Origin of the sequence: Fulvimonas yonginensis, from assembly GCF_037137055.1 — a bacterium.
In the GTDB taxonomy this organism is placed as follows: domain Bacteria; phylum Pseudomonadota; class Gammaproteobacteria; order Xanthomonadales; family Rhodanobacteraceae; genus Frateuria_A; species Frateuria_A yonginensis.
In genome coordinates, this window is the sequence record NZ_JBBBNY010000015.1 from 17,160 (window position 1) to 38,868 (window position 21,709).

At 70.8% G+C, this 21,709-nt stretch carries 19 protein-coding genes; 5 read left to right on the top strand and 14 right to left on the bottom strand.

The annotated features are described in order from the left end of the window. Nucleotides 1-9: 9 nt before the first annotated feature. The 4 genes from zipA to WAT24_RS15070 all read right to left on the bottom strand — a co-directional run bounded on the left by zipA (nt 10) and on the right by WAT24_RS15070 (nt 5,159). Entirely contained in the window at nt 10-957 is a 948-nt protein-coding gene (gene zipA, locus WAT24_RS15055) for a cell division protein ZipA (RefSeq protein WP_336808726.1), read from the bottom strand. Between the two features lie 10 nt (nt 958-967). Beyond that, on the bottom strand, nt 968-4,468 hold the full coding sequence (gene smc / locus WAT24_RS15060) for a chromosome segregation protein SMC (RefSeq protein WP_336808727.1): 3,501 nt from the start codon (nt 4,466-4,468) through the stop codon (nt 968-970). Between the two features lie 137 nt (nt 4,469-4,605). Continuing rightward, nucleotides 4,606-4,851: a BolA family protein gene (locus tag WAT24_RS15065; protein WP_336808765.1), complete on the bottom strand. Its 246-nt coding sequence runs from the start codon at nt 4,849-4,851 to the stop codon at nt 4,606-4,608. A gap of 8 nt (nt 4,852-4,859) precedes the next feature. Continuing rightward, nucleotides 4,860-5,159 (bottom strand): YciI family protein, encoded by a 300-nt coding sequence (locus WAT24_RS15070; RefSeq protein ID WP_336808728.1) that lies wholly within the window; start codon nt 5,157-5,159, stop codon nt 4,860-4,862. Nucleotides 5,160-5,342: 183 nt separating this feature from the next. Here WAT24_RS15070 and WAT24_RS15075 point away from each other — a divergent pair, with 183 nt between their 5' ends. After that, nucleotides 5,343-6,446 carry an AI-2E family transporter gene (locus tag WAT24_RS15075; RefSeq protein ID WP_336808729.1) on the top strand — a complete coding sequence of 368 codons (1,104 nt, stop codon included), beginning with the start codon at nt 5,343-5,345 and terminating at the stop codon, nt 6,444-6,446. 458 nt (nt 6,447-6,904) lie between these two features. Here the strand turns inward: WAT24_RS15075 and lysS are convergent, their stop codons facing one another. Beyond that, nucleotides 6,905-8,434 carry a lysine--tRNA ligase gene (lysS, locus tag WAT24_RS15080; protein WP_336808730.1) on the bottom strand — a complete coding sequence of 510 codons (1,530 nt, stop codon included), beginning with the start codon at nt 8,432-8,434 and terminating at the stop codon, nt 6,905-6,907. A gap of 373 nt (nt 8,435-8,807) precedes the next feature. Here lysS and WAT24_RS15085 point away from each other — a divergent pair, with 373 nt between their 5' ends. After that, the gene (locus WAT24_RS15085) at nt 8,808-9,596 is read left to right on the top strand and encodes a hypothetical protein (protein WP_336808731.1); all 789 of its coding nucleotides are present in this window, start codon (nt 8,808-8,810) and stop codon (nt 9,594-9,596) included. A 60-nt stretch (nt 9,597-9,656) separates the two neighbouring features. Here the strand turns inward: WAT24_RS15085 and prfB are convergent. From prfB to WAT24_RS15105, 4 genes are all read right to left on the bottom strand, one after another. After that, a protein-coding gene (gene prfB / locus WAT24_RS15090) for a peptide chain release factor 2 (protein WP_336808732.1) occupies nt 9,657-10,782 on the bottom strand; the annotation gives its coding sequence in 2 pieces (ribosomal slippage) (nt 9,657-10,706 and nt 10,708-10,782; 1,125 coding nt in all). Between the two features lie 97 nt (nt 10,783-10,879). Then, nucleotides 10,880-12,118, bottom strand: coding sequence for a porin family protein (locus tag WAT24_RS15095; protein WP_336808733.1), 1,239 nt, complete (start codon nt 12,116-12,118; stop codon nt 10,880-10,882). Further along, entirely contained in the window at nt 12,115-14,442 is a 2,328-nt protein-coding gene (locus WAT24_RS15100) for a putative bifunctional diguanylate cyclase/phosphodiesterase (protein ID WP_336808734.1), read from the bottom strand. The genes WAT24_RS15095 and WAT24_RS15100 overlap by 4 nt, the downstream gene beginning before the upstream one ends. A 3-nt stretch (nt 14,443-14,445) precedes the next feature. After that, nucleotides 14,446-15,090: a methylamine utilization protein gene (locus tag WAT24_RS15105; protein WP_336808735.1), complete on the bottom strand. Its 645-nt coding sequence runs from the start codon at nt 15,088-15,090 to the stop codon at nt 14,446-14,448. 163 nt (nt 15,091-15,253) lie between these two features. Here WAT24_RS15105 and WAT24_RS15110 point away from each other — a divergent pair, with 163 nt between their 5' ends. The 3 genes from WAT24_RS15110 to WAT24_RS15120 all read left to right on the top strand — a co-directional run bounded on the left by WAT24_RS15110 (nt 15,254) and on the right by WAT24_RS15120 (nt 17,677). After that, nucleotides 15,254-15,955 (top strand): pirin family protein, encoded by a 702-nt coding sequence (locus WAT24_RS15110; protein WP_336808736.1) that lies wholly within the window; start codon nt 15,254-15,256, stop codon nt 15,953-15,955. Nucleotides 15,956-16,017: 62 nt separating this feature from the next. Further along, nucleotides 16,018-16,896: a formate/nitrite transporter family protein gene (locus WAT24_RS15115; protein ID WP_336808737.1), complete on the top strand. Its 879-nt coding sequence runs from the start codon at nt 16,018-16,020 to the stop codon at nt 16,894-16,896. Nucleotides 16,897-16,945: 49 nt separating this feature from the next. Then, the gene (locus tag WAT24_RS15120) at nt 16,946-17,677 is read left to right on the top strand and encodes a 2OG-Fe(II) oxygenase (RefSeq protein WP_336808738.1); all 732 of its coding nucleotides are present in this window, start codon (nt 16,946-16,948) and stop codon (nt 17,675-17,677) included. A 13-nt stretch (nt 17,678-17,690) separates the two neighbouring features. On the opposite strand, the gene WAT24_RS15125 is transcribed toward WAT24_RS15120, so the two are convergent. The 5 genes from WAT24_RS15125 to WAT24_RS15145 form a co-directional block, all read right to left on the bottom strand. Further along, nucleotides 17,691-18,581 carry an SDR family oxidoreductase gene (locus WAT24_RS15125; protein ID WP_336808739.1) on the bottom strand — a complete coding sequence of 297 codons (891 nt, stop codon included), beginning with the start codon at nt 18,579-18,581 and terminating at the stop codon, nt 17,691-17,693. A gap of 75 nt (nt 18,582-18,656) precedes the next feature. Further along, nucleotides 18,657-19,505, bottom strand: a complete 849-nt coding sequence (gene bla / locus WAT24_RS15130) for a subclass B3 metallo-beta-lactamase (RefSeq protein ID WP_336808740.1) — start codon at nt 19,503-19,505, stop codon at nt 18,657-18,659. A gap of 82 nt (nt 19,506-19,587) precedes the next feature. Further along, nucleotides 19,588-19,926, bottom strand: a complete 339-nt coding sequence (locus WAT24_RS15135) for a GNAT family N-acetyltransferase (protein WP_336808741.1) — start codon at nt 19,924-19,926, stop codon at nt 19,588-19,590. Between the two features lie 89 nt (nt 19,927-20,015). Continuing rightward, nucleotides 20,016-20,360, bottom strand: a complete 345-nt coding sequence (locus WAT24_RS15140) for a tRNA-binding protein (protein WP_336808742.1) — start codon at nt 20,358-20,360, stop codon at nt 20,016-20,018. Beyond that, nucleotides 20,357-21,646: an NAD(P)/FAD-dependent oxidoreductase gene (locus tag WAT24_RS15145; RefSeq protein WP_336808743.1), complete on the bottom strand. Its 1,290-nt coding sequence runs from the start codon at nt 21,644-21,646 to the stop codon at nt 20,357-20,359. The genes WAT24_RS15140 and WAT24_RS15145 overlap by 4 nt, the downstream gene beginning before the upstream one ends. Nucleotides 21,647-21,709: the final 63 nt, after the last annotated feature.

Consider the following 21,709-nt stretch of genomic DNA (forward strand, 5'->3'; position numbering starts at 1 on the left):
GCGGGCGCCTCAGCGGCCGAAGATGATTTCCTGCCCTTCGTGGTCGCGGTCCCAGCCGCGCAGCTCGTCGCGGATGTGGGCGATGCGCTGGCGGCCGAGCGCGTTGCGCTCCTCGTCCAGCACCTGGCCGTCGAGCAGCTCGGCCAGCCGCTGCGCGGTGGGCAGCATGGCGTCCCAGGCGTCCAGCGCGGGCAGCGGGCCCGGCAGGGTCATGAAGAAGCTGAGGCCCGGCGTGCGCAGGGCATCCAGACGCGTCAGGTCGAAGTTGCCGGGCTTGACCATGTTGGCCACGCTGAAGATCGGTCCCTGGTCGCGCTTGCCGTCGAGCAGGCGGTGGTAGATGCCCATGTCGCCGTACTCGAGACCGGCCTTCTCGGCCGCCACGATGAGGTCCGCGCCGTTGAACAGCGCACCCTCGCGGGCGACCACGAACAGCGTGACGATGCGCTCGACCGGCAGTTGCGCGGGACGGCGGCCGAGGTCCGAACGCGGCGGCGGCTTGGGGGCGGCCGGCGGCGGTGCGGCCACCGGCGCGGGCGCGGCGGCCGACGGCGAGGCGGCGGCCGCGTCGCCCGAAGGCGCGCGGAGGGCTTCGACGATCGAGGCCGCGTGCCCGCTCGGGCGCGGCTTCGCGGCGGGGGCGGCGGTGCGCTCCCCGGCCAGGGTCGCGTTGAGCTTTTCCAGCTCCTCGCGCAGCCCGATGTCGAGCTCGCCCTGCTGCGGCAGCTCGTCGAAGCCGCGCGCGCGCGGCCCCTCGTCGACCCGCAGGTCGCCGGTGCCGTCCTCGCCCAGGGTCGGCTCGCGGCGCTCGCCACCGCCCTGGCCGGGCAGGACGCGGCGCTTGCCCTGTTCCTTCTTCGGCTGACCGAACAGCCAGATCAGCGCCAGCACGATCACGCCGGCGATCGCCAGCGGCACGCCGACGGCGGGGTTCCAGGCAAGGGCGAGCACGGTCATCTGCGGATCCTCATGCGGCTCCGGCCAGTTTAGCCGCTTCAGCCAGGTCCACCTGCACCAGACGCGACACGCCGGGCTCGCGCATGGTCACGCCGCAGAGCTGGCTGGCCGCCTCCATCGTGGCCTTGTTGTGGCTGACGAAGATGAACTGCACCTTCTCGCTCATCTCCTTGACCATGTTGGAGAAGCGGCCGACGTTGGCCTCGTCCAGCGGCGCGTCCACCTCGTCGAGCAGGCAGAACGGCGCGGGGTTGAGGCTGAAGATCGAGAACACCAGCGCCACCGCGGTGAGCGCCTTCTCGCCGCCGGAGAGCAGCGAGATGTTGGACGGCCGCTTGCCGGGCGGGCGGGCCATGATCGACACGCCGGTGTTGAGCAGGTCGTCGCCGGTCAGCTCCAGGTAGGCGTGGCCGCCGCCGAACAGGCGCGGGAACAGCTCCTGCACGCCGGCGTTGACCTTGTCGAAGGTTTCCTTGAAGCGCTGGCGGGTTTCGCGGTCGATCTTCTTGATCGCGTTCTCCAGCGTCTCCATGGCGCTGGCCAGGTCGGCCAGCTGGTTGTCGAGGTAGGTCTTGCGCTCGCTCTGCTCGGCGTGCTCCTGGATCGCGGCGAGGTTGACCGGCTCCAGCCGCACGATCTTCTGCGCCAGGTCGGACAGCTGCGTGCGCCATTGGCCGGCATCGGCGTCCTCGGGCAGCTCGGCGAGCAGCGCCTCCAGTTCCAGGCCGGAGGCGGCGATCGCCTCGGCCAGCTGGTCGGCACGCATCTGCAGCGCCTGCGCGGCGAGGCGCTTCTCCGACACGTTCTCGCGCAGCTGGGCGAGGGTCTGCTCGGCCAGATGGCGCTGCTGTTCCAGCTTGCGGAACTCGATGTCGCAGTCCTCCAGCACGCGGCGCGCCTCGACCAGTTGCCGGTCGACCAGCAGGCGCTGGTCGAGGTAGGTCTGGCGTTCGGCTTCCAGTTCGGCGATGGGGTCGGAGCCGGCGGCGAGTTGCTCGGCGATCTCCGTGCGACGGGCCTCGACCTGGCGCAGCTGCGCGTCCAGGCGCGCCAGCGCCTGCTCCAGGGAGCCCAGCGACGAGCGCTTCGATTCCATCGACAGCGCCAGCGCGTGCGCCTGGTCGGCGGCCTCGCGGGCGTTCATGCGGGCTTCCTCGCGCGCTTCCAGCAGCGCGCGGCGCTCGTTCTCCAGCTCGCGGCGCTGGTCTTCCAGGTCGCCCATGTGGTTGACCGATTCGTCCAGGCGCGCGCGGGCCTCGCGGGTCTGCACCTGCAGTTCGTCGAGCTGCTCGATCAGCGCCGACAGCTCGCCGGCCACCTTCTCGGCACGGGCGCGGGCGGTCTCCACCTTGCCACGGTGGCTCTGCAGCTGGCCGGCCAGTTCCGACTGGCGGCGGTGCGCGTTGTACAGCTCGCGCTGGGCGTCGTCGCGGGCGCGCTCGGCCTCGAACTTGGCGGTGCGCAGTTCGTCCAGGCGGGCGGTCGATTCCTCCAGCCGCGCCTCCAGCGTGGCGATCTGCTCGCCGAGCAGACGGATCTCGCGTTCGCGCGCCAGCACGCCGACCTGATTGCCCTGGGCGCGGCGCACGCGGGCCCACCGCGGCGCCAGCCATTCCCCGCTGCGGGTGATGATCGACTGGCCCTCGGCCAGCGAGCCGACCCGGTGGCGCGCCTCCTCCAGCGTCTCGGCGATACGTACCTGGGCCAGCAGCTCCATGGCCGCGGCCGGACCGCACACCTTGGCGGCCAGCGTGCCCTCGGCGCCCTGCCCGCCCTCGGCCGACGCGAGCAGCGCCAGGTCGGCCTCGCCCAGCGTGGCGAAGTCGCCGGCGAGGCCCGTCGGGTCGTCCACCAGCACGCCGTCGAGCAGGCCGGCCAGCACGGTCTCCACCGCCGGCTCCCAGCCGGCGTCGACCTGCAGCGCCTCGCCCAGGCGGCGCGCCTTGTCCAGGCCCAGGCCGGTCAGCCAGCCGCTGGCGGCACTTTCCTCCTGGCCCAGCGCGGCGTGCTGCAGCGCCTCCAGCGAGGACAGGCGGCCACGCGCGCTCTGCAAGTGCTGGCGCGTCTCGTTGAGCACGGACTGCAGCTGGCGTTCCTCGTCGAGCACCTTCTCGTGGGCGAGCTTGTGCTGGTCGAGCAGGCTGCCGAGCGACTCGACGCGCTCGCGCTGGGTCTCGTGCTCGAGCTGCAACTGCTCCGCGGCGGCATCGAGCGCGGCGACGTCGGTAGCCTTCTGCTCGGCCTCCAGCGCCTCGCGGCGCCTGGACAGGTCGATCGCCTGGCGATCGAGGTAATTGAGCTTGGTGCGCTCCACTTCCGCGGCGCGGCTGGATTCGCCGGCGGTGCGGGTGTAGGCGTCCCAGCGCTGCTGCCAGTCGGCCAGCTTGGCCTCGGTGCTGCGCACGGCCTCGGCGGTCTCGTCCTGCATCTGCTGCAGGGCCTCGAGCTTGGGTTCGCCCTCGGCCAGCGCCTGGCGCAGCGCCTCGACCTGCTCGCGGTCGCTGGCGATGTGCGCGGAAAGCTCGGCGTGCTCGCGCTCGGCGTCGGCCTGGGCGCGCTGCAGGCGCTCGGCGGTCTCCTTGTTGAAGCGCACCTGCTGCTCGACGCGGGCGATCTCGGCGCCGACCTTGTAGACCTCGGCCTGCACCGCGTTGAGGTGCTCGCTGGCGCCGACGTGGCGCTCGCGCACCGACTCGAGCTGCGCCTCGATCTGGCGCTGCACGGCGAGCTGCTTCTCGATCTCGATCTCGGCGGCGGACAGGCCCTGCCCCTCGCCGTCATGCTGGCTCTTGAGCGCGCGGTATTCCAGCGCGCGCAGCTCGGCCTCCTTGCGGGTCTGCTCCTCCTTCAGCGCCTTCCAGCGCTCGGCGGCGCGGGCCTGGCGGTTCAGGTGCTCGAGCTGCTTGTCGACCTCGTCGCGCACGTCCTTCACGCGGTCGAGGTTCTCGCGGGTGGACTTGATGCGGCTCTCGGTTTCCTTGCGACGCTCCTTGTACTTGGAGATGCCGGCGGCCTCCTCCAGGTGCGTGCGCAGCTCCTCGGGATGGGCCTCGATGATCTGGCTGATCATGCCCTGCTCGATGATCGAGTAGCTGCGCGGCCCCAGGCCGGTACCGAGGAACAGGTCGGTGATGTCGCGGCGGCGGCAGCGCGCGCCGTTGAGGAAGTACGAGGACTGCCCGTCGCGCGTCACCTGGCGCTTGACCGAGATCTCGGCGTACTGGCCGTACTCGCCCTGGATGGTGCCATCGGCGTTGTCGAAGATCAGCTCGACGGTCGCCTGGCCCACCGGCTTGCGCGCGTTGGAGCCGGAGAAGATCACGTCGGTGAGCGAGTCGCCGCGCAGGCGGCTGGCCGCGCTCTCGCCCATCACCCAGCGGATCGCGTCGATGATGTTGGACTTGCCGCAGCCGTTCGGACCCACCACGCCGGTCATGTTGGTCGGCAGGTGCAGCGTGGTCGGGTCGACGAAGGACTTGAATCCGGCGAGTTTGATCGTGGTCAGGCGCATGGGGTTCTACTGAATTCCGGCAGCCCCGGGCCAGGCCGGGTGACGGGCCACTGTGCCAAACGCGGGGCGTGGTCGCAATGCGTCCGCTCCAGTACAAGAAACCTGAGGAAGTTGACGCAAGCTTTTGAAACGTAAGATCAAGGCGCCTTCGCGTCGATGGAGAGCGCATGGATGCCCTGCTCCATCAGCCCGTCCAGCGCCGCATGGACCATGCGATGGCGCTGCAGCGGAAGCACGCCGGCAAAGGCCGGGCTGACGACACGCACGTGGTAGTGGCCCTTGCCCTCGTTGGCGTGGCCCACGTGCTTGTGGCCCTCGTCGACCACTTCCAGCTCGACCGGCGCCAGCGCCTCGGCCAGGCGCCGGCGGATCTCGACGACCATCGCCTCGCTCACGGCAGGGTCTTGCGGAACGGCTTGACCTCGACGCTGGCGTAGACCCCCGCCGCCACGTAGGGATCGGCATCGGCCCAGCGCTGCGCCTCGGCCTGCGAAAGGAACTCGGCGATGATCAGGCTGCCGGTGAAACCGGCCGGGCCCGGGTCTTCCGACTCGATCGCCGGGAACGGACCGGCCAGCAGCAGGCGGCCTTCGGCCTGCAGCCGGCTGAGGCGTTCCAGGTGCGCAGCGCGCGCGGCCAGGCGCTTGTCCAGCGAGCCGGGGACGTCGGTACCGACGATGGCGAACCACATGGGCGAAGCTCCAGGAGAAACCGGCGAGTTTAGCCCACCGGCGAGCCCATCACATCCGCCGGGTGGCGCGCCCTCACATGACGATCCCTGCATCCCTTGTACGGTGGCACTCCCGGCTGCCGGGCACGCGTCCGACCGGTGAGCACAACCGGTGCACGGCCGGCCACCGCAGGAGACCGACACATGGGCGACGCCCGGCAACAGCCACCCCGATCTTCCACCAGCGCCGCGCCTCGTGCGTGGGGCCGGCTCTGGGGCGATGCCTTGGGTCGGCTGGCGATCCGCTCGGCGCAGCTCGTTCTGGTCGTACTGGCGTTGATGGGCATGGTGGCCGCAGCGGTCCGGCTGAAGTTCCTGCTGATCCCGCTGACGCTGGCGCTGATCCTTTGCGCGGCCCTGTTTCCACTGGTGAGGGTACTGCGCCGCCTGCACCTGCCTGATGCGCTGGCAGCGTTGCTGACCCTGCTGGTGGGCGGCCTGGGCCTCGGCGGCGTGCTCACCCTGGCCGTGGCCAGGGTGGGGGCGCAATGGGCGTCGCTGCAGTCGTCCGCCATCGATGGTTTCGGCCAGGCGCTGCACTACCTGCGCCGGGGGCCGCTGTCGCTGACCGACGAGCAGATCGATCGCACCCGGCAGGCCATCGTCGACTTCGTGACCAGCAGCGCGTTCGGCAAGCACGCGGTGGCGGGCGTGTTCACCACGGTCGAACTGATGACCGGCTTCGTGTTGACGCTGTTCGTGCTGTTCTACTTCCTCAAGGAGGGGCCGGCGATCTGGCAGTTCCTGATCAAGCCGCTGCGTGCTCCGTGGCACGCCAGGGTGGCGCGTGCAGGCGAGCGCGCCATCGACGTGCTCGGGGGCTACCTGCAGGGAACCGCACTGGTGGCACTGGTCGATACGGTGTTCATCGGCGGCGCCGTCTGGATCCTGGACGTGCCGCTGGCGGTGCCGCTGTCGATCCTGGTGTTCCTGGCCGCGTTCGTGCCCATCGTCGGGGCGACGCTCACCGGTGTCATTGCCGCGCTGGTGGCGCTGGTCACCGTGGGCCTGAGTGCGGCTATCTGGGTAGCGGTGGTGGTGACCGTGGTCAACCAGCTCGAAGGCCACCTGCTCTCGCCGGTGGTGCTCGGGCGTTCGCTGCATCTGCATCCACTGGCGGTACTGCTGGCGCTGACCAGCGGCGCGATCCTGGGCGGCATCGTCGGCGCGTTGTTGGCGGTACCGTTCACCGGCGTGGCCTGGGCCGTGGCCAAGTCATGGAGCGAGCCTGCGCACACCGGCGAGTGATTGCAGCACGGCCGGCAGCACCTTTCCGGGCAGCCACGCGCCCGTACCAAAGGGCGGGTTCCTGGCCGATACCCCGATGCGACCGCGCGTACGCGCGGGGAAGATGCCACGGCGGCGACGCCGACCGGCGTCCCGACGTTCACGCACGTATCCGCCGACCCCACCGGACATGTCACGCACGCCGGTGGTCGCACGCTCGTCGACCTCTTGCAGACGCTGGCCGATGCCACCGGCCTGCTTACCAGCTTGCGAACCGGCCTCGTGCGGCCCTGTCGCCGGCACCGCGTGCAGGTCCCCTTGCAGCCGCCCGGCAGGGCGGCGCCCCATGCTCGAGTTTCCCGCAACCGGCGGGGGCCGCTGCGGTAGCAGCGTGGCGCCAGACCGGCCGACCGGTGGATGCCGGCGACCAGGTGCGCGGACGCATGCGTGCGCACCGGTCTTTCCTTGCCGCGTGGCCGTCAGGCCTCCGGTCGCATGTACGGGAACAGCAGCACGTCGCGGATCGAGGCCGAATCGGTCAGCAGCATGACCAGACGGTCGATGCCGATGCCCAGGCCGCCGGTCGGCGGCAGGCCCACCTCCAGGGCGCGGATGTAGTCCGCGTCGAAGTGCATGGCCTCGTCGTCACCCGACTCCTTGGCCTCGACCTGGGCGCGGAAGCGCGCCGCCTGGTCCTCGGGGTCGTTGAGCTCGGAGAAGCCGTTGGCCAGTTCCTTGCCACCGATGAACAGCTCGAAGCGATCGGTGATGCCCGGGTCGGTGTCGCTCTCGCGCGCCAGCGGAGACACCTCGACCGGATGGGCGGTGATGAAGGTGGGCTGGATCAGCGTGTGCTCGACCGTCTTCTCGAAGATCTCCAGCAGCAGCTTGCCCCAGCCGTAGCCGGGCTTGACCTGGATGCCCAGGCGCGCGGCGTGCGCCGCCAGCGCCTCGCGGTCGCGCAGCTCCTCGCGGCGGATCTGCGGGTTGTGCTCGAGCACGGCGTCCTCCATGCGCCAGCGGCGGAACGCCGGACCGAGGTCGATGGCGTTGCCTTCCCAGGTCACCTGCGTGGTGCCCAGCACGTTGCGCGCCGTCTCGCGGATCACCGCCTCGGTGAGGTCCATGATCTCGTGATAGGTGGCGTACGCCTGGTACAGCTCCAGCATGGTGAACTCGGGGTTGTGCCGGGTCGACACCCCCTCGTTGCGGAAGTTGCGGTTGATTTCGTAGACGCGGTCGAAGCCGCCGACCACCAGCCGCTTGAGGTACAGCTCCGGCGCCACGCGCAGGTACAGGTCGAGGTCCAGCGCATTGTGGTGCGTCACGAACGGCTTGGCGGTGGCGCCGCCGGGGATGATCTGCATCATCGGCGTCTCCACCTCCATGAAGCGGCGGGGTTCGGCTTCCAGCCACTTGCGCATGTAGCCGATGATCCGCGAGCGCAGCACGAAGGTGCGGCGCGCTTCCTCGGTCACGATCAGGTCGACGTAGCGCTGGCGGTAGCGCTGCTCCACGTCGGCCAGGCCGTGGAACTTGTCCGGCAGCGGGCGCAGGCTCTTGGTCAGCAGGCGCAGGCTGTCCACCTTGACCGACAGCTCGCCGGTCTTGGTGCGCATCACCAGGCCCTCGGCGCCGACGATGTCGCCCACGTCCCAGCCCTTGAACGCCTCGTAGGTGGCCTCGCCCACCGTGCCCTGGTGGATGAACAGCTGGATGCGGCCGGTGAAGTCCTGCATCTGCACGAAGCTGACCTTGCCCTGCACGCGCTTGAGCACGATGCGGCCGGCCACCTTCACCCGGCGTGCGGCGGCCTCGATGGCCTCGGCATCCTGATCCGCGAATTGCGCGCGCAGGTCGCCGGCGAAGGCGTCCACCTTGAAGTCGTTGGGAAAGGCGATGCCCTGCCCGCGCAGCGCGTTGAGCTTCTCGCGACGCTCGGCGATCAGCTTGTTCTCGTCAGGCGCCATGGCGTCGTGGGCGGTGGCGGGCGCAGGGTGGTCGATCATGCGTAGGTTTCCGTGAGCTGCAGCCGGTGTCGTTTCGACCCGGATAGGTGACGATTGTGGGATGCGGGCAACGCAACCGGCCGCCCGGGAGCCCAAACCCGGTGTCCCGGGAGCGGACGGGCGGATGGACCGGCTCGTTCCGCGCGCGGCGACCGGTACGTCTTGCCCGGCATGCCGCGTGCCGGGCCGGGGCGCCTTGCGATACACGCCGGCATGCCGATGCCGGCTGCCCAGTGTATGCGACCGCCGCCGCCGCACAAAGGGGCGGCGTGAGCGCTGTGTCCATGAGCGGGCCATGCGGGCATGCCCGGCCTTCACGCCGGCCGTGTTATCGGCGCGCCTGCAGGGGGCCCGACGAGCAAGGAGCACCCTCATGTTTCCCACCCATCCGAAATGGGCGCTGGCAGCCATGCTGGCGCTGGGGTCGATACTGTCTGCCGGCTGGGCCCATGCCGCAACGCCGGCGCCGGCCACCTCCACCGGACCCATCGCATCGGTCTGGTTCATCTGGCCCAAGGACGGCCAGGCCCGCCCCTTCGAGGCCGCGCTGAAGGCGCACGCCGCGTGGCGCAAGCAGAACGGGGAAGGCTTCACCTGGTCGATCTACCAGCCGGTGGTCGGCAAGGACCTGGGGCACTACGTGATCCGCTCGGGCGACCACACCTGGCAGCAGATCGATGCCGACGAGAGGTGGGAGCGCGAGCGTGGCGCCGCCGAGTTCGACCGCGAAGCCGGCCGCTACGTGGAACGGGCCGAGCACTATTTCGTCAAGACCGACAGGGACCACAGCCACTGGATCCAGAGCAACGACTACAAGTACTTCGGCGTGTACGACTTCGCAGTCAAGCCTGGCGGACGTGAAGGCGTGGAAGACGCGATCGCCAAGGTCCATGCGGCGGTCGAAGCGGCCAAGTGGCCCTACCCGTACGAAATCGCCACGTCGATCGGCGGCCGCGGTTCGTTGCTCATCGTCGAACCGATGAAAAGCTATGCGGACATGGCCGAGCCCGATCCGAGCCTGATGGACGTGCTTGCCCGCTCCCTCGGTTCCAAGGAGAGCGCGAAAGAGACCATGCACCGGTTCGACAGCGGGATCGAGAACAGCATGTACACCATCTACCTGTACCGGCCGGATCTTTCCACGCCGTCGTCCGGGCCTTGATGCCGGCAGGCCCGGCCAGCCCCGCCCCGGCCTCCTCCCACGGAGGGACCGGGGCCCGGCTCACGCATCGATTCGTTTGGCGCCGGCGTCCAGGCCGGACTTGAGGCTGGCCTCGATGAAGTCGTCCAGGTCGCCGTCCAGCACCTTCTGCGTGTCGGTGCGCTCCACGCCCGTGCGCAGGTCCTTGATGCGGCTCTGGTCCAGCACGTAGTTGCGGATCTGGCTGCCCCAGCCGATGTCGGACTTCGACGCCTCCAGCGCATCCTTCTCGGCGTTGCGCTTCTGCAGCTCGATCTCGTACAGCTTGGCCTTCAGCATCTTCATCGCGCGGTCGCGGTTGGCGTGCTGGCTGCGCTCGGTCTGGCAGGCCACCACCACGCCGCTGGGGACGTGCGTGATGCGCACCGCCGATTCGGTCTTGTTGACGTGCTGGCCGCCGGCGCCGGAGGAACGGTACACGTCGGTCCTGAGGTCCGCCGGGTTGATCTCGATGTCGATGTCGTCGTCGACCTCGGGCGAAACGAACACGGACGTAAAGCTCGTATGGCGGCGGTTGTCCGAGTCGAACGGGCTCTTGCGCACCAGACGGTGCACGCCGATCTCGGTCTTGAGCCAGCCGTAGGCGTAGTCGCCTTCGACGCGGAAGGTCGCCGACTTGACGCCCGCCACTTCGCCGGCGGAGACCTCCATCAGTTCGGTCTTCCAGCCGCGCGATTCGCACCAGCGCAGGTACATGCGCAGCAGCATCTCGGCCCAGTCCTGCGCCTCGGTGCCGCCGGCGCCCGCCTGGATGTCGACGAAGGCGTTGGCCGAGTCCATCTTGCCGGAGAACATGCGCTGGAACTCGAGCTTGGCCACGCGCGCCTCGAGCCTGGCGACGTCGTCGGCGACCGAGCGGACGGTGTCCTCGTCGCCGTCGGCGGCGGCCATGTCGAGCAGCTCCCTGGCGTCCGACAGGCCCGCGGTGAGCTCGTTGATGCCGGTGACCACGGTGTCCAGGCGGGCGCGCTCGCGGCCGAGCTCCTGCGCGCGCGGCGGATCGTCCCAGACGCTGGGGCTTTCCAGTTCGCGGCTTACTTCTTCCAGACGCTCACGCTTGGTGGCGTAGTCAAAGATACCCCCTAAGCGACTCGACGCGGTCCGTGAGGTCCGCGATCTGCGCAAGGATCGGATTGGTCTCGATCATGAAAAAAAGCCGTGGTGTGGGGCGCCGGCCGGCGCTTGCAATGAACCGCAAAGGATAGCAAAGCGCCCGCCCGGCGGATATCGGCGATGCCGGCCGATCAGTAGTAGAGACGGGCGCTCAGCTGCACCTGGGTCCCGTCCCTGCGGGCGGGCAGGCCGTATTCGGGATTGTCCTTGCGCGTGCTGTCGATGCGCAGCACCTCCAAGGTCAGGCGCAGCCAGTCGTGCGGGCGCCAGTTGAGGGCGGCGGTAACGGCGTTGCCGTGCTCGCCGGCGACCGCGCCCGGGATCTGCAGCGGTGCGCTGGTGCTGAAGTGGTCCAGCCGCAGGGTCGGGCGCCAGACACCGCGGCTCCAGCCCGCCAGCAGGAAGGCGGCGCGGTAGCGGGTGGTCAGGGTCAGGCCGGGGCGCGGCTCGATCACCGTATCGCCATCCATCGCCTGGGCGATCCAGGTGACCGGTCCGGTCTGCGCCGTCGCCGCCAGGCTCCAGAAGTAGGTGTGCCAGGCGTACAGGCGATCGCCACCGGCGTAGGGCGCGAAGGCGCCGGGGTCGGCGTGGTTGTCGTAGTGCATCAGGCCGATGCGGGCGCCGTCGACGCCGCGCCAGGCGAGCGTCTGGTAGCTGCCCCAGGCGCGGCCGATGCGGCGGAACGGGTCATACCGCCGCGGCGGCTCGCCGCCCTCCTCCACCACGACCCAGGCATCCGGTTCGCGCGGCCGGCTGCCCAGGCCGTAGGTCAGGTCGCTCAGCGACCAGCCGCGGATCGCCAGCAGGTTGCCGGCCGGCTCGTTGCGCTGGAACAACGCACCGCGCAGCTCCCAGGTGCCGCGCTCGCCGCGCCGCTCCAACCGCGCCTCCAAGCCGGTCGAGCGCAGTTCCTCGCCGATCCAGCTGTTGATCGCCGAGGGCGTGAGCGTCCAGGGGCTGGTCCAGCCGACCGCGTCGTTCTCCAGCGAGACGGGTGGAAAGAAGCTGCCGATCTGCAGCGAGCCGCGCCAGCGCGTGGTGGAGACCGGGCGCCAGCGCAGCCAGGCCTCCAGCACGTCGATGCCCGCGCGATCGGTGGCCTGGAACTGCACGCCGGCCAGGGCGAACAGCGAGGGCGTGAGCTGGGCGGTGCCGACCAGAGCGGCGCCGCCGAAGCGTGGCGCGAAATCGCCGTCGCCATAGCGGGTCTTGCCCAGGCCGCCGCGCGTCCAGCTGGTCTGCTCCGGCGCGTCCACCAGGCGCGCGTCGAGATAGCCGTGCAAGCCCAGGTCCTGCGCCCGACCGGCCAGCGGCAATGCGGCCAGGCAGGCGAGCGCCACGTGCCGGGCGCGCGCGGACACGCTCATGCCCCCGCCCGCTCGCTGACGAAATCGACCAGCCGCGTCGCCGGCAACGCGCGGGCGATGTGGAAGCCCTGCGCGTGGTCGCAGCCGATCGAGGCCAGGAACTCCAGCGCACCCGCGTCTTCCACGCCCTCGGCGGTGACGCGGTAGCCGAGCCGGTGGCTGAGCTCCACGATCGAGCGCACGATGGTCTGGTCGCTCGCGTCGTGGGCCAGGTGCTTGACGAACATCTGGTCGATCTTCAACTCGCTCACCGGCAGGTGGCGCAGATAGGCGAAGGCGGACTGGCCGACGCCGAAATCGTCGACCGCGATGCCGATGTCGCGGTCGGCCAGCCCCTTGAGCACGCGCATGGCGGCCTCCGGCTCGCCGATCACCGCGCGCTCGGTGATCTCCACGGTGAGCTGCTCGGGCGGCAGCCCGTGCAGGGAGAGCAGCTGGCCGATACGGTACGGCAGCTCGGTCTCCTCCAGGTCGCGCGCCGACAGGTTCACCGCCACGTGCAGCGACAGGCCGCGCGCCTGCCAGCGGCTCGCCTGGGCGATCGCGCTGGCGAGCGCCCACCGGGTCAGCCGCTGGATGTTGCCGGTGTCCTCCGCCAGTGCGATGAACTCCTGCGGTGGCAGGGCGCCGCGGCGCGGATGCTGCCAGCGCACCAGCGCCTCGACGCCGTCCACGCGACGGCTCGCCAGCGCGAGCTTGGGCTGGTAGTGCAGCAACAGCTGGTCCTGGTCGAGCGCCTCGCGCAGTTCGCCCATCAGCGAGAGACGTTCGGCGCGATGGGGATCGGTGGAGGCATCGTAGAACGCCAGCGCGCGCGGGGAACCGGTCGCGACGAATTGCGCCACCTCCGCGTGCCGCAGCAGCACCGAGGCCTGTGCGCCGTCGTCCGGATACATCGCGATGCCCACCGCCGGCAGAGTGTCGATGCTCACGTTGGCTTCGGCGTAGGGTGTACCGAGCACGTCCAGGATGCGTACCGCGACGGCCACGGCCTCGGTACGGTCAACGTTCGGGAGCCACAGCACGAACTGGGTATCCGTGGCGCGTGCCAGGTAGGCCCGTGTGGCGAGGCGCCCCAGCCGCGTGCCCATGTCGCGCATGAGCCGGTCGTACAGCGCGTGGCCCATCGTCTTGACGATCTCGGGCACGCGCGTGAGGCCGACCATCAGCAGCGCACCGTGGGTCACGCCGGCCTCGCGCGCCCGTTCGATGGCGGCCTCCGCGGCGACCCGGTTGGGCAGGTCGGTCACGTGGTCGTACAGCGCCTGCTGGCGGATGCGCTCCTCGCGCTGGCGCCCCGCCTCGGCCATGGTGCCGAAGGCGGCGGCGAGCTGGCCGAGCTCGTCGCGCCGCGCAAGGTCCGGTGGCGCGCGGTAGTCGCCGGCCTCGATCCGGCGCGCCGCTCCGGCCAGCGCCTCGACCGGGCGCGAGACGCTGCGGGCGGCCAGCCATGCCCCGAGCAGGCCCACGCCCAGACCCAGGGCCAGCAGCGCCGCCCAGGCGATCGCCAGCGAGCGCAGTGGCCGCAGCGCCTCGCCCAGCGAGTAGCCCAGCACCGCTACCACCGGCGCGCTGCTGTGCGGCTGGCTGAGGGTCTGCGCGAGCACGATGTACTCGCGGCCGTGGATGCGCCGCACCGTTGGTGCCGCCGACAGCCCTTGCCCGGCGAGGCTCGCGGCCAGGCCGGCATCGTCCACGCCGCGCGCCACGGCGGCCCAGCCGGTCGGCGACCGCACGGCGAGCTCCATGACGCCGGGCAGCGCGGACAGTTCCCTCAGGTGGGCCAGCAGGGCATCGTCGAGCGGCACGTACACCACCACCAGGCCGACCGGCTGCGGCGCGTAGATCGGCACCACCACCACCCAGAAGGCCTTGGACTGCAGTGCCACCACCGCGGCGGTGCGGCGGTCGAACGCGTGCTCGGCCAGGTCGGGGAAGGCGAACGGCCGGCCGCTGGCCTGCGCGTCGGCCGTGTCTACCTCCACGGTGCCGTCCAGGTCCACCAGTTGCATGCGTGCGGCACCGACCCGCCGGCCATGGTTGCGCAGTACGGACAACACGGTGCCACGGTCGCGCTCGGCGATGGCCGAACGCAGTGCGTAGTCCAGCGCGAGCACCTCGACCGTGCCTGCCACCCGCGCCGACAGGTCGTCCATCTGCGCCACGAAGGCCCGCGCGTTGATCGCGAGCTGGTGCTCGCCCTCGCGAACCAGGCTGCGCCGGGTCACGCCGTAGACCAGGCCAGCCGTGAGCAGCTGGACCGTCACGAGCGTCGCCACGAACAGCAGTGCGAGGCGGAGGCGGAAGCCGACGACCGCGCGCATCGGTCAGTAGTCCAGGTGTTCGCGATCGGCAAAGCCGCGCGGGTCGGGAATCAACGGCAGCGCGAAGTCGACCTGCTCCCGGGTACCGTCGGCGCGGATGGTCGCCTTCGTGCTCGGCTGGGTCACGCCGGGGCGCAGCTGCGGGTGCCACACCTGCACCGTGTAGCTGTCCGGCGCGAGATCGGCGAATGTCACCTCGCCGGTCGACGGCGTCACCAGGGCCTGTTGGGAGGTCACCAGCAGGTAGGCGATCATGTGGTCGTGGATGTTGCAGCCCACGGCGACCAGGCCGGCCTTGTCCAGGGTTACCGGGGGCGAGTTCTCGCCGGGCCGCAACAGGAACTCGAAGGCCTTGGCGTCGGAAAAGGAATAGACGTGGTGGCGCGTGGCGTCGCTGTTGCGGAACACCACGCGATCGCCCGGACGTACCACCTGCACGTAGGGGATGAAGGCCTCGTGGCGCTGGTCGACGTAGTGCGTGACCGGCGGCGGCGCCGGTGCGGCGGGCCCGGCCGTCGGCGTGAGCAGCACCACGGCATCGGCGACCGCGCGTCCGCCGGCATCGCCGACCCGCACCACCAGTTGGCCCGCGCACACCTGGCCTGCCCCCCCGAGCAGGAGCGACGCCACCATGAGTCGCCAGCGCATGACGCACTCTCCCGGATTTCCCCGGCGCTAGCCTAGCGCAGGACCGCGCGCCGGCGTCAATGGCCCAGCCGGTCGAACGCTCCGTTCCGTCGACGCGCATTTGAGTCGCGCGGGCGCAGCCTTACCTTGTCCTCCACCCCATGACGCGTGGCAGGAGACCCCGATGATCGAGCGCAGACCCTTCGACAGCCTCGGCAAGGCGGAGCACGGCTGGCTCAGCGCGCGTCACCATTTCTCGTTCGCCGGCTACCATGACCCCTCGCGCATGGGCTGGGGCGCGCTGCGGGTATGGAACGACGACACCATCGCGCCGCGCACCGGGTTCCCGCCGCACCCGCACGCGGACATGGAGATCGTCACCTACGTGCGCGAGGGGGCGATCAGCCATCGCGACAACCTCGGCAACGAAGGCCGCACCGCGGCCGGCGACGTGCAGGTGATGAGCGCGGGCACCGGCATCACCCACGCCGAGTACAACCTGGAGCCCGGCCCTACCCGGATCTTCCAGATCTGGATCATCCCAGACCGCGAGGGTGGTGCGCCCGACTGGGGCGCGCGGCCGTTCCCTACCGGCGAACGCGCCGGGCGCTTCGTCGCCCTGGCCAGCGGCCTTCCCGGGGACGCCGATGCCCTGCCGCTGCGCGCCCAGGCGCGTGTGCTGGGCGCGACCCTGCAGGCCGGGCGGACCACCGAGTATGCCCTGGGCCCTGGCCGCTACGCCTACCTGGTGCCGGCACGCGGTAGCGTCGAGCTGAACGGCATGCGCCTGGACGCGCGCGACGGGGCGGCAGTCCGCGACGAGCCGGTGCTGCGCGTCAACGCGCTGGAGGATGCCGAGCTGGTGCTGGTCGACGTCCCCGCCTGACGACCACGCCACCGACACACCTGCCGCCCTAGCGTGTCCGCTTCGTTTTCGGAGACGAAGGCATGCACGAGCAGCGGGCCCGTGGCGACCGCCCGATCGATCCCGAGGAGGCGGACGCCCGTGATGGTTTCTCGCTATCCCGCCAGGAGCAGGGCGAGGTCGAGCACAAGCGCCCGCCGCGGGTGGCGGTGCTGCACGAGACGATCCGCCTCGAGGGCGAGACCGAGCTGGGCCGGAGCCTCTCCGCGCTGGCCTGGTCGGCGCTCGCCGCCGGCCTGTCGATGGGGTTCTCGATGCTCGCGCGCGGGCTGCTGCACCGCCATCTGGCAGGCATGCACGGCGCCTTTCTGGTCGAGAGCCTGGGCTACCCGTTCGGCTTCCTGGTGGTGATCCTCGCGCGCCAGCAACTGTTCACCGAGAACACCATGACCGCGGTGCTGCCGCTGATGACCCACCCGAGCCTGCGCAAGTTCGGCTCGCTGCTGCGGCTGTGGTCGGTGGTGTTCGTCGGCAACCTGGTCGGCACCGCGCTGTTCGCCTACGGCCTGCTGCACATGCGCCTGTTCGACGAAGCGACGCGGGCTGCGCTGCTCGGTATCGGCGCCGAGGTGATGGCGAACACGCCACTGCAGATGTTCACCAAGGGCATCGTGGCCGGTTGGCTGATCGCCACCATGGTGTGGCTGGTGCCGGCCGCGGAGCAAGCCCGGGTCAGCGTCATCGTCATCACCACCTATCTGATCGCGCTCGGCGGCTTCACCCACATCATCGTGGGCTCGGTCGAAACCCTGTACCTGGTGTTCGCCGGCGCGCTCGCGCCGGGCGGATTCCTCCTGCACTTCGCCCTGCCCACGCTGGCCGGCAACATCGTCGGCGGCAGCTGCATCTTCGCGCTGATCAGCCATGCGCAGGTCCGCAGCGACGAGGCCGAAGCGCGCTGAGCGCAAGAACCGGATGGCATCCGGCCGGCCCCCGGGCGATCCTTGCGGGATGAACGCTCCCACCGACGGCGGCGCCCTGTCCGCCGCACCGCTGGCCGACCTCGACTGGCCCGCGCTCCACGCCTCACTGGACGAGTACGGGTACGCCCTGCTCCCGGGCCTGCTCGCCGCCGACACCTGCCGCGCGCTGGCCTCGCTGTATGCCGATCCCGCGCCCTTCCGCAGCCGCGTGGTGATGGCGCGCCACAACTTCGGCCGGGGGGAATACCAATACTTCCGCACCCCCCTGCCCGCGCCGGTCGCCCGACTGCGGGAGACGCTCTACCCGCAACTGGCGCCGCTGGCCAATCGCTGGAACGAAGCGATGGGCCTGCCGGCACGCTACCCGCAGACGCTCGCGGCGTTCCTGGCCCGTTGCCACGCCGCCGGCCAGACCCGGCCGACCCCGCTGTTGCTGCAGTACCGTGCGGGCGACTACAACTGCCTGCACCAGGATCTCTACGGCGAGCACGTGTTCCCGATCCAGCTCGCGGTGCTGCTCTCCCGGCCGGGCTCGGACTTCACGGGCGGCGAGTTCGTCCTGACCGAACAACGCCCGCGCATGCAGTCGCGCGCGGAGGTGGTACCGCTCGGCCAGGGCGACGGTGTCCTGTTCGCCGTGCACCAGCGCCCCGTGCGCGGCGCCCGCGGCTACTTCCGGGTCAACCTGCGCCATGGCGTGAGCCGGCTGCGCAGCGGCTGCCGGCACACGCTGGGGGTGATCTTCCACGACGCGGCGTGAGCGGCGGCCCGCTTCAGCGCGGTGCGTGCCCGTACACCCGCCCGCCACCGCCAGGGCGGAACAGGGCCCCTTCCGGCGAGCGCGCCGGCGTGTCCCGCTGCTGGCGATGGGCCTGCATGGCAGCCATGCGATCGCCCAGCGAGGGCAGCAGCTTGGCCATCGTGGTGTTGAGGTGCGCCATGGCACCGACCTTCACGTCGCGGCCGCCTTCGGTGGCCGCCTCCAGGATCGCCTCGGCCACGCGATGCGGGTCGATCATCGGAGTCGGCAGCTTGGGCTCCCGCGCCATGTAGTTGCGGGCATGCTCCGGATACGGCGTATTGACCGCGGTCGGCTGGATCAGGGTAATCGACACCGGCGCCTGGTCCAGTTGCTCCAGCTCGATGCGCAGCGCGTCGGTGAAGCCCTTCACCGCGTGCTTGGAGGCCGAGTACATGCCCTGGTAGGGGAGCACCGTGTCGGACACCTCGCTGCCGATGTTGACCAGCGCGCCCCGGCTGGTGCGCAGGTGCGGCAGCGCGACCAGCGAGCCGTTCACCACGCCCCAGAAGTTGGTATCGAAAAGGCGCCGGCTGTCCGCCTCGCCGACCTCGTCGAGCCGGCCGTAGATGGCCACGCCCGCATCGTTGACCCAGGTGTCGATGCGGCCGAAATGCTCGATCGCGGCCTCGGCAAGCGCCTCGAGTTGCTTGCGGTCGCCGACGTCGGTCGGCACGGCCATGGCCTGGCCACCGGCCGCGCGGATCTGCGCGACGACCGCATCCAGTGTCCCGGCGCTGCGTGCGGCCAGCACTACCCTCGCTCCCTTTTCCGCGGCGAGCAGCGCGGTGCACAGGCCGATGCCGCTGGAAGCGCCGGTGATCACCATCACCTGCTGGTGGATGGGCTTGAGCGCGATGGCCATGGCGATGTCCTCGAACGGGCGGCCAAGGACACCACCGGCGCGGTCGATCCGTGGTGAACCGGCAGGCGAACCTGCCTAGCGCGTGCTCGTGCGCTCCTCGGCGAGCCGCCGTTCGAAGCGCTCTCGTGCTGCCTCCGCATAGGCCTTGCACGCCTGCCGGTCGATCAGCGCGTGCCGTTGCACGCGGGCCATGAAGTCGCTGGCGTCCGGGTGCGGCGTGATCAGCACGTCGCAGGGCAGGCCCGCCACGGTAGTGAACGTGGTGCGGAAGGCGGCCATGCGTGCCGGGTCGTCCCCGAAGCGGAAGCCCTTGCGGGCGATCGCGGTGAGGCTGTCCACGTAGGCGATGTCCAGACAGGCGTGCTGCTCGCAGGAACGCCAGGTCCAGCTCATGCTGCCGGGCGTGTGCCCCGGTGTGGCATGGGCGGTCAGTGCCAGAGGACCGAGCCGCACGACCTCGCCATTGCGCACCGGCTCGACCGCGCCGACCGCGGGAAACGCCGGGGCCTCGCCGTACTGCGGGTCGGCCGGGTCGCGACCGCCGGCCTGCAGCGGCGCCGCGGCCGCCGCCGTGGCCCGCACCCGCGCGCCGCTGTCGCGGGCCAGCTGCGCGATGGCGCCGGCGTGGTCGGCATGCGGGTGCGAGTTGAGGATCACGCGCACGTCGCGCAGGCGGAAGCCGAGCGCACGGATGTTGCGTTCGATCTGCGCCGCGTTCTCGGGGAGGGTGCCGTCGATCAGCACGTGGCCCTGCGGCGAGGTGATCAGGATCGCACCCAAGCCCTGCGTGCCGACGTACCAGGTGTTGCCGTAGATGCGGAACGGCCGCACGGGCTGCGTCCAGCTGCGGGGCTCCTGCGCATGCAGGGTGATGGCGACCAGGCCGAGCAGGCCTGCGCACAGGGCACGGAAGCGTCGTTTCATGAGGTGCTCCTCGGACGGGCGTGCCAGCATCGTCCGGCGCCCGGTCGACGGGCGGGCCGAAGGATGGCGAAACCGTGGCGGCTCAAACCGACCTGGCGTAGACGTGCTGGCTCTTCGTCCGCACGTAGCCCAGTCCTTCGTAGAACGGGTGCGAGGCCGCGCGCTGCACGTTCGAGCGCACCACGACGGTATCCAGCCCCTCGGTGCGCGCCCAGGCTTCGGCGGCCGCGACCAGGATGCGACCGACACCGCCACGGCGCGCCCGCGCGTCCACCACCAGGCCGGTGATCTCCACGCGCTCGCCCGTCTCCAGCCCCAGGCGGCGCTCGGCCGTGATCCATCCGTCCAGGCGGCCTTCCCCCTCGACCACCCAGGCGCGCTGGCGCGGGTCCGCCATCAGCGCCGCCAGGCGCACGGCCATGGGCTCCGTCGCGCAGGGGTAGCCGAGCTCGCCCGCGAGCCGCGCGATCTCGGCCGCGTCCCCGGGGCGCGCCGGCCGTGGCGGCGTCCTCACGACAGCCGCGCTCCATTGGGCACCGGCCGCTCCACCGTGGTGATCACCACGCCTGCCTCGGTATGGAACCCGGTCAGCAGGAACTGCGAGCGGAACGGGCCGATCTGCTTCTCCGGGAAGTTGATCACGCCCACGATCTGCCGCCCGACCAGTTGCTCGGGCGAGTACAGCGCGGCGATCTGCGCGCTGGTCTTGCGCTCGCCGTACGGGCCGAAGTCCGCCCACACCTTCCAGGCCGGCTTGCGCGCCTCGGGAAAAGGTTCCACCCGCACGATCGTGCCCGCCACGATCAGCACTTTCTCGAAGTCGGCCCAACTGATCTCGTTCGTGTTCTCGCTCATCCTTCCAGTCTCGTCTTCAGCCAATCCTGCAGTTCCGCCCGCCAGTAGCTCGCCTGCGCGGCGAGGAAGCCCAGCGGGCGATGGGTGGAGGCCAGCCCGTAGTCGGCGAACTCGCGCCAGGCGTCGTCGCCCTCGGCGATGGCCGCAGCGAGCAGTTCGCCGGCGGCGCAGGTCGAGCTCAGCCCGTGCCCACCGAAGGCCTGCGCCCACCACAGGCCGTCCCCGCGACCACCCACCTGGGGCATCTGGTGCCTGGCGTAGCTCATCAGGCCGGACCAGGCGTAGTCGATGCGCACTTCGCCCAGCTGCGGGAACACCCGCAGCAGGTCGCGTCGCAACAGCCGCTGCACCCCGCGCGGCGAGCGGTCGAGCACCGAGATGCGCCCGCCCCACAGCAGCCGCGTGTCAGGCAGCGGCCGGTAGTAGTCGAAGGCGAAGCGCGTGTCGTAGACAGCCGCGCGGGTGGAAAGGCACGCGGCCAGTCGCTCGCCCAGCGGCTCGGTCACCATGACGTAGGTGGCGATGGGCAGGATCGCGCGGTCGATACGGCGCTCCAGGCCCGCGAGGTAACCGCCGCAGGCGAGCACCACCTGGTCGGCCAGCACCTCGCCTTCGGCGGTTTCCACGCGCCAGCGCGCTCCTTCGCGACGCAGCCTGCGCACGCCGCTGTGTTCGTGGATCCGTACGCCCTGCTCCGCCGCAGCACGGGCCAGGCCGATCGCGTAGTTGAGCGGATGCAGGTGCAGCGCGTCGCGCTCGAACAGGCCGTCGTGGTAGCGCGCGCTGTGTATGCGCTCGCGCAGCTCCGGCTCGGGCAGCCATTCCCAGGACACGCCGTAGCGTTCGGCCAGCAGCTGCTGTCGGGCGCGCAACACCGAAGGGTCGCGGAACCAGTTGGCCCAGACCACGCCCTCGTCGACCGCGTCGCAGGCGATCGCGTAGCCGGCGATGCGCCGGCGGATCAGGTGCACGCCTTCGATGGTGCGTCGGAACAATGCCCGCGCACGCGTCTCGCCCAACTGGTCGAGCAGCGCCTGTTCGCCCAGCGAATAGCCGGCGAACACGAAGCCGCCGTTGCGCCCGGAGGCACCGAAGCCGACCTGCTCGCGCTCCAGCAACACCAGGTCGCGCATCCCGCGCTCGGCCAGGCCCAGGGCCGTGTTGAGCCCGGCGAAGCCGCCACCGATCACCGCCACGCGCGTCTCCGCCCGCCCCTGCAGCGGCGCATGGGGCGTGTACGGCGTGGCCGTGGCGCGGTAGTAGGACGTGGCTCGGCGGTCGGTCATGGGCGACCCTGCGGAAGGACGCCCGAGCATATCGCAGCACGACGACGCCCGAATGGGCCGGTC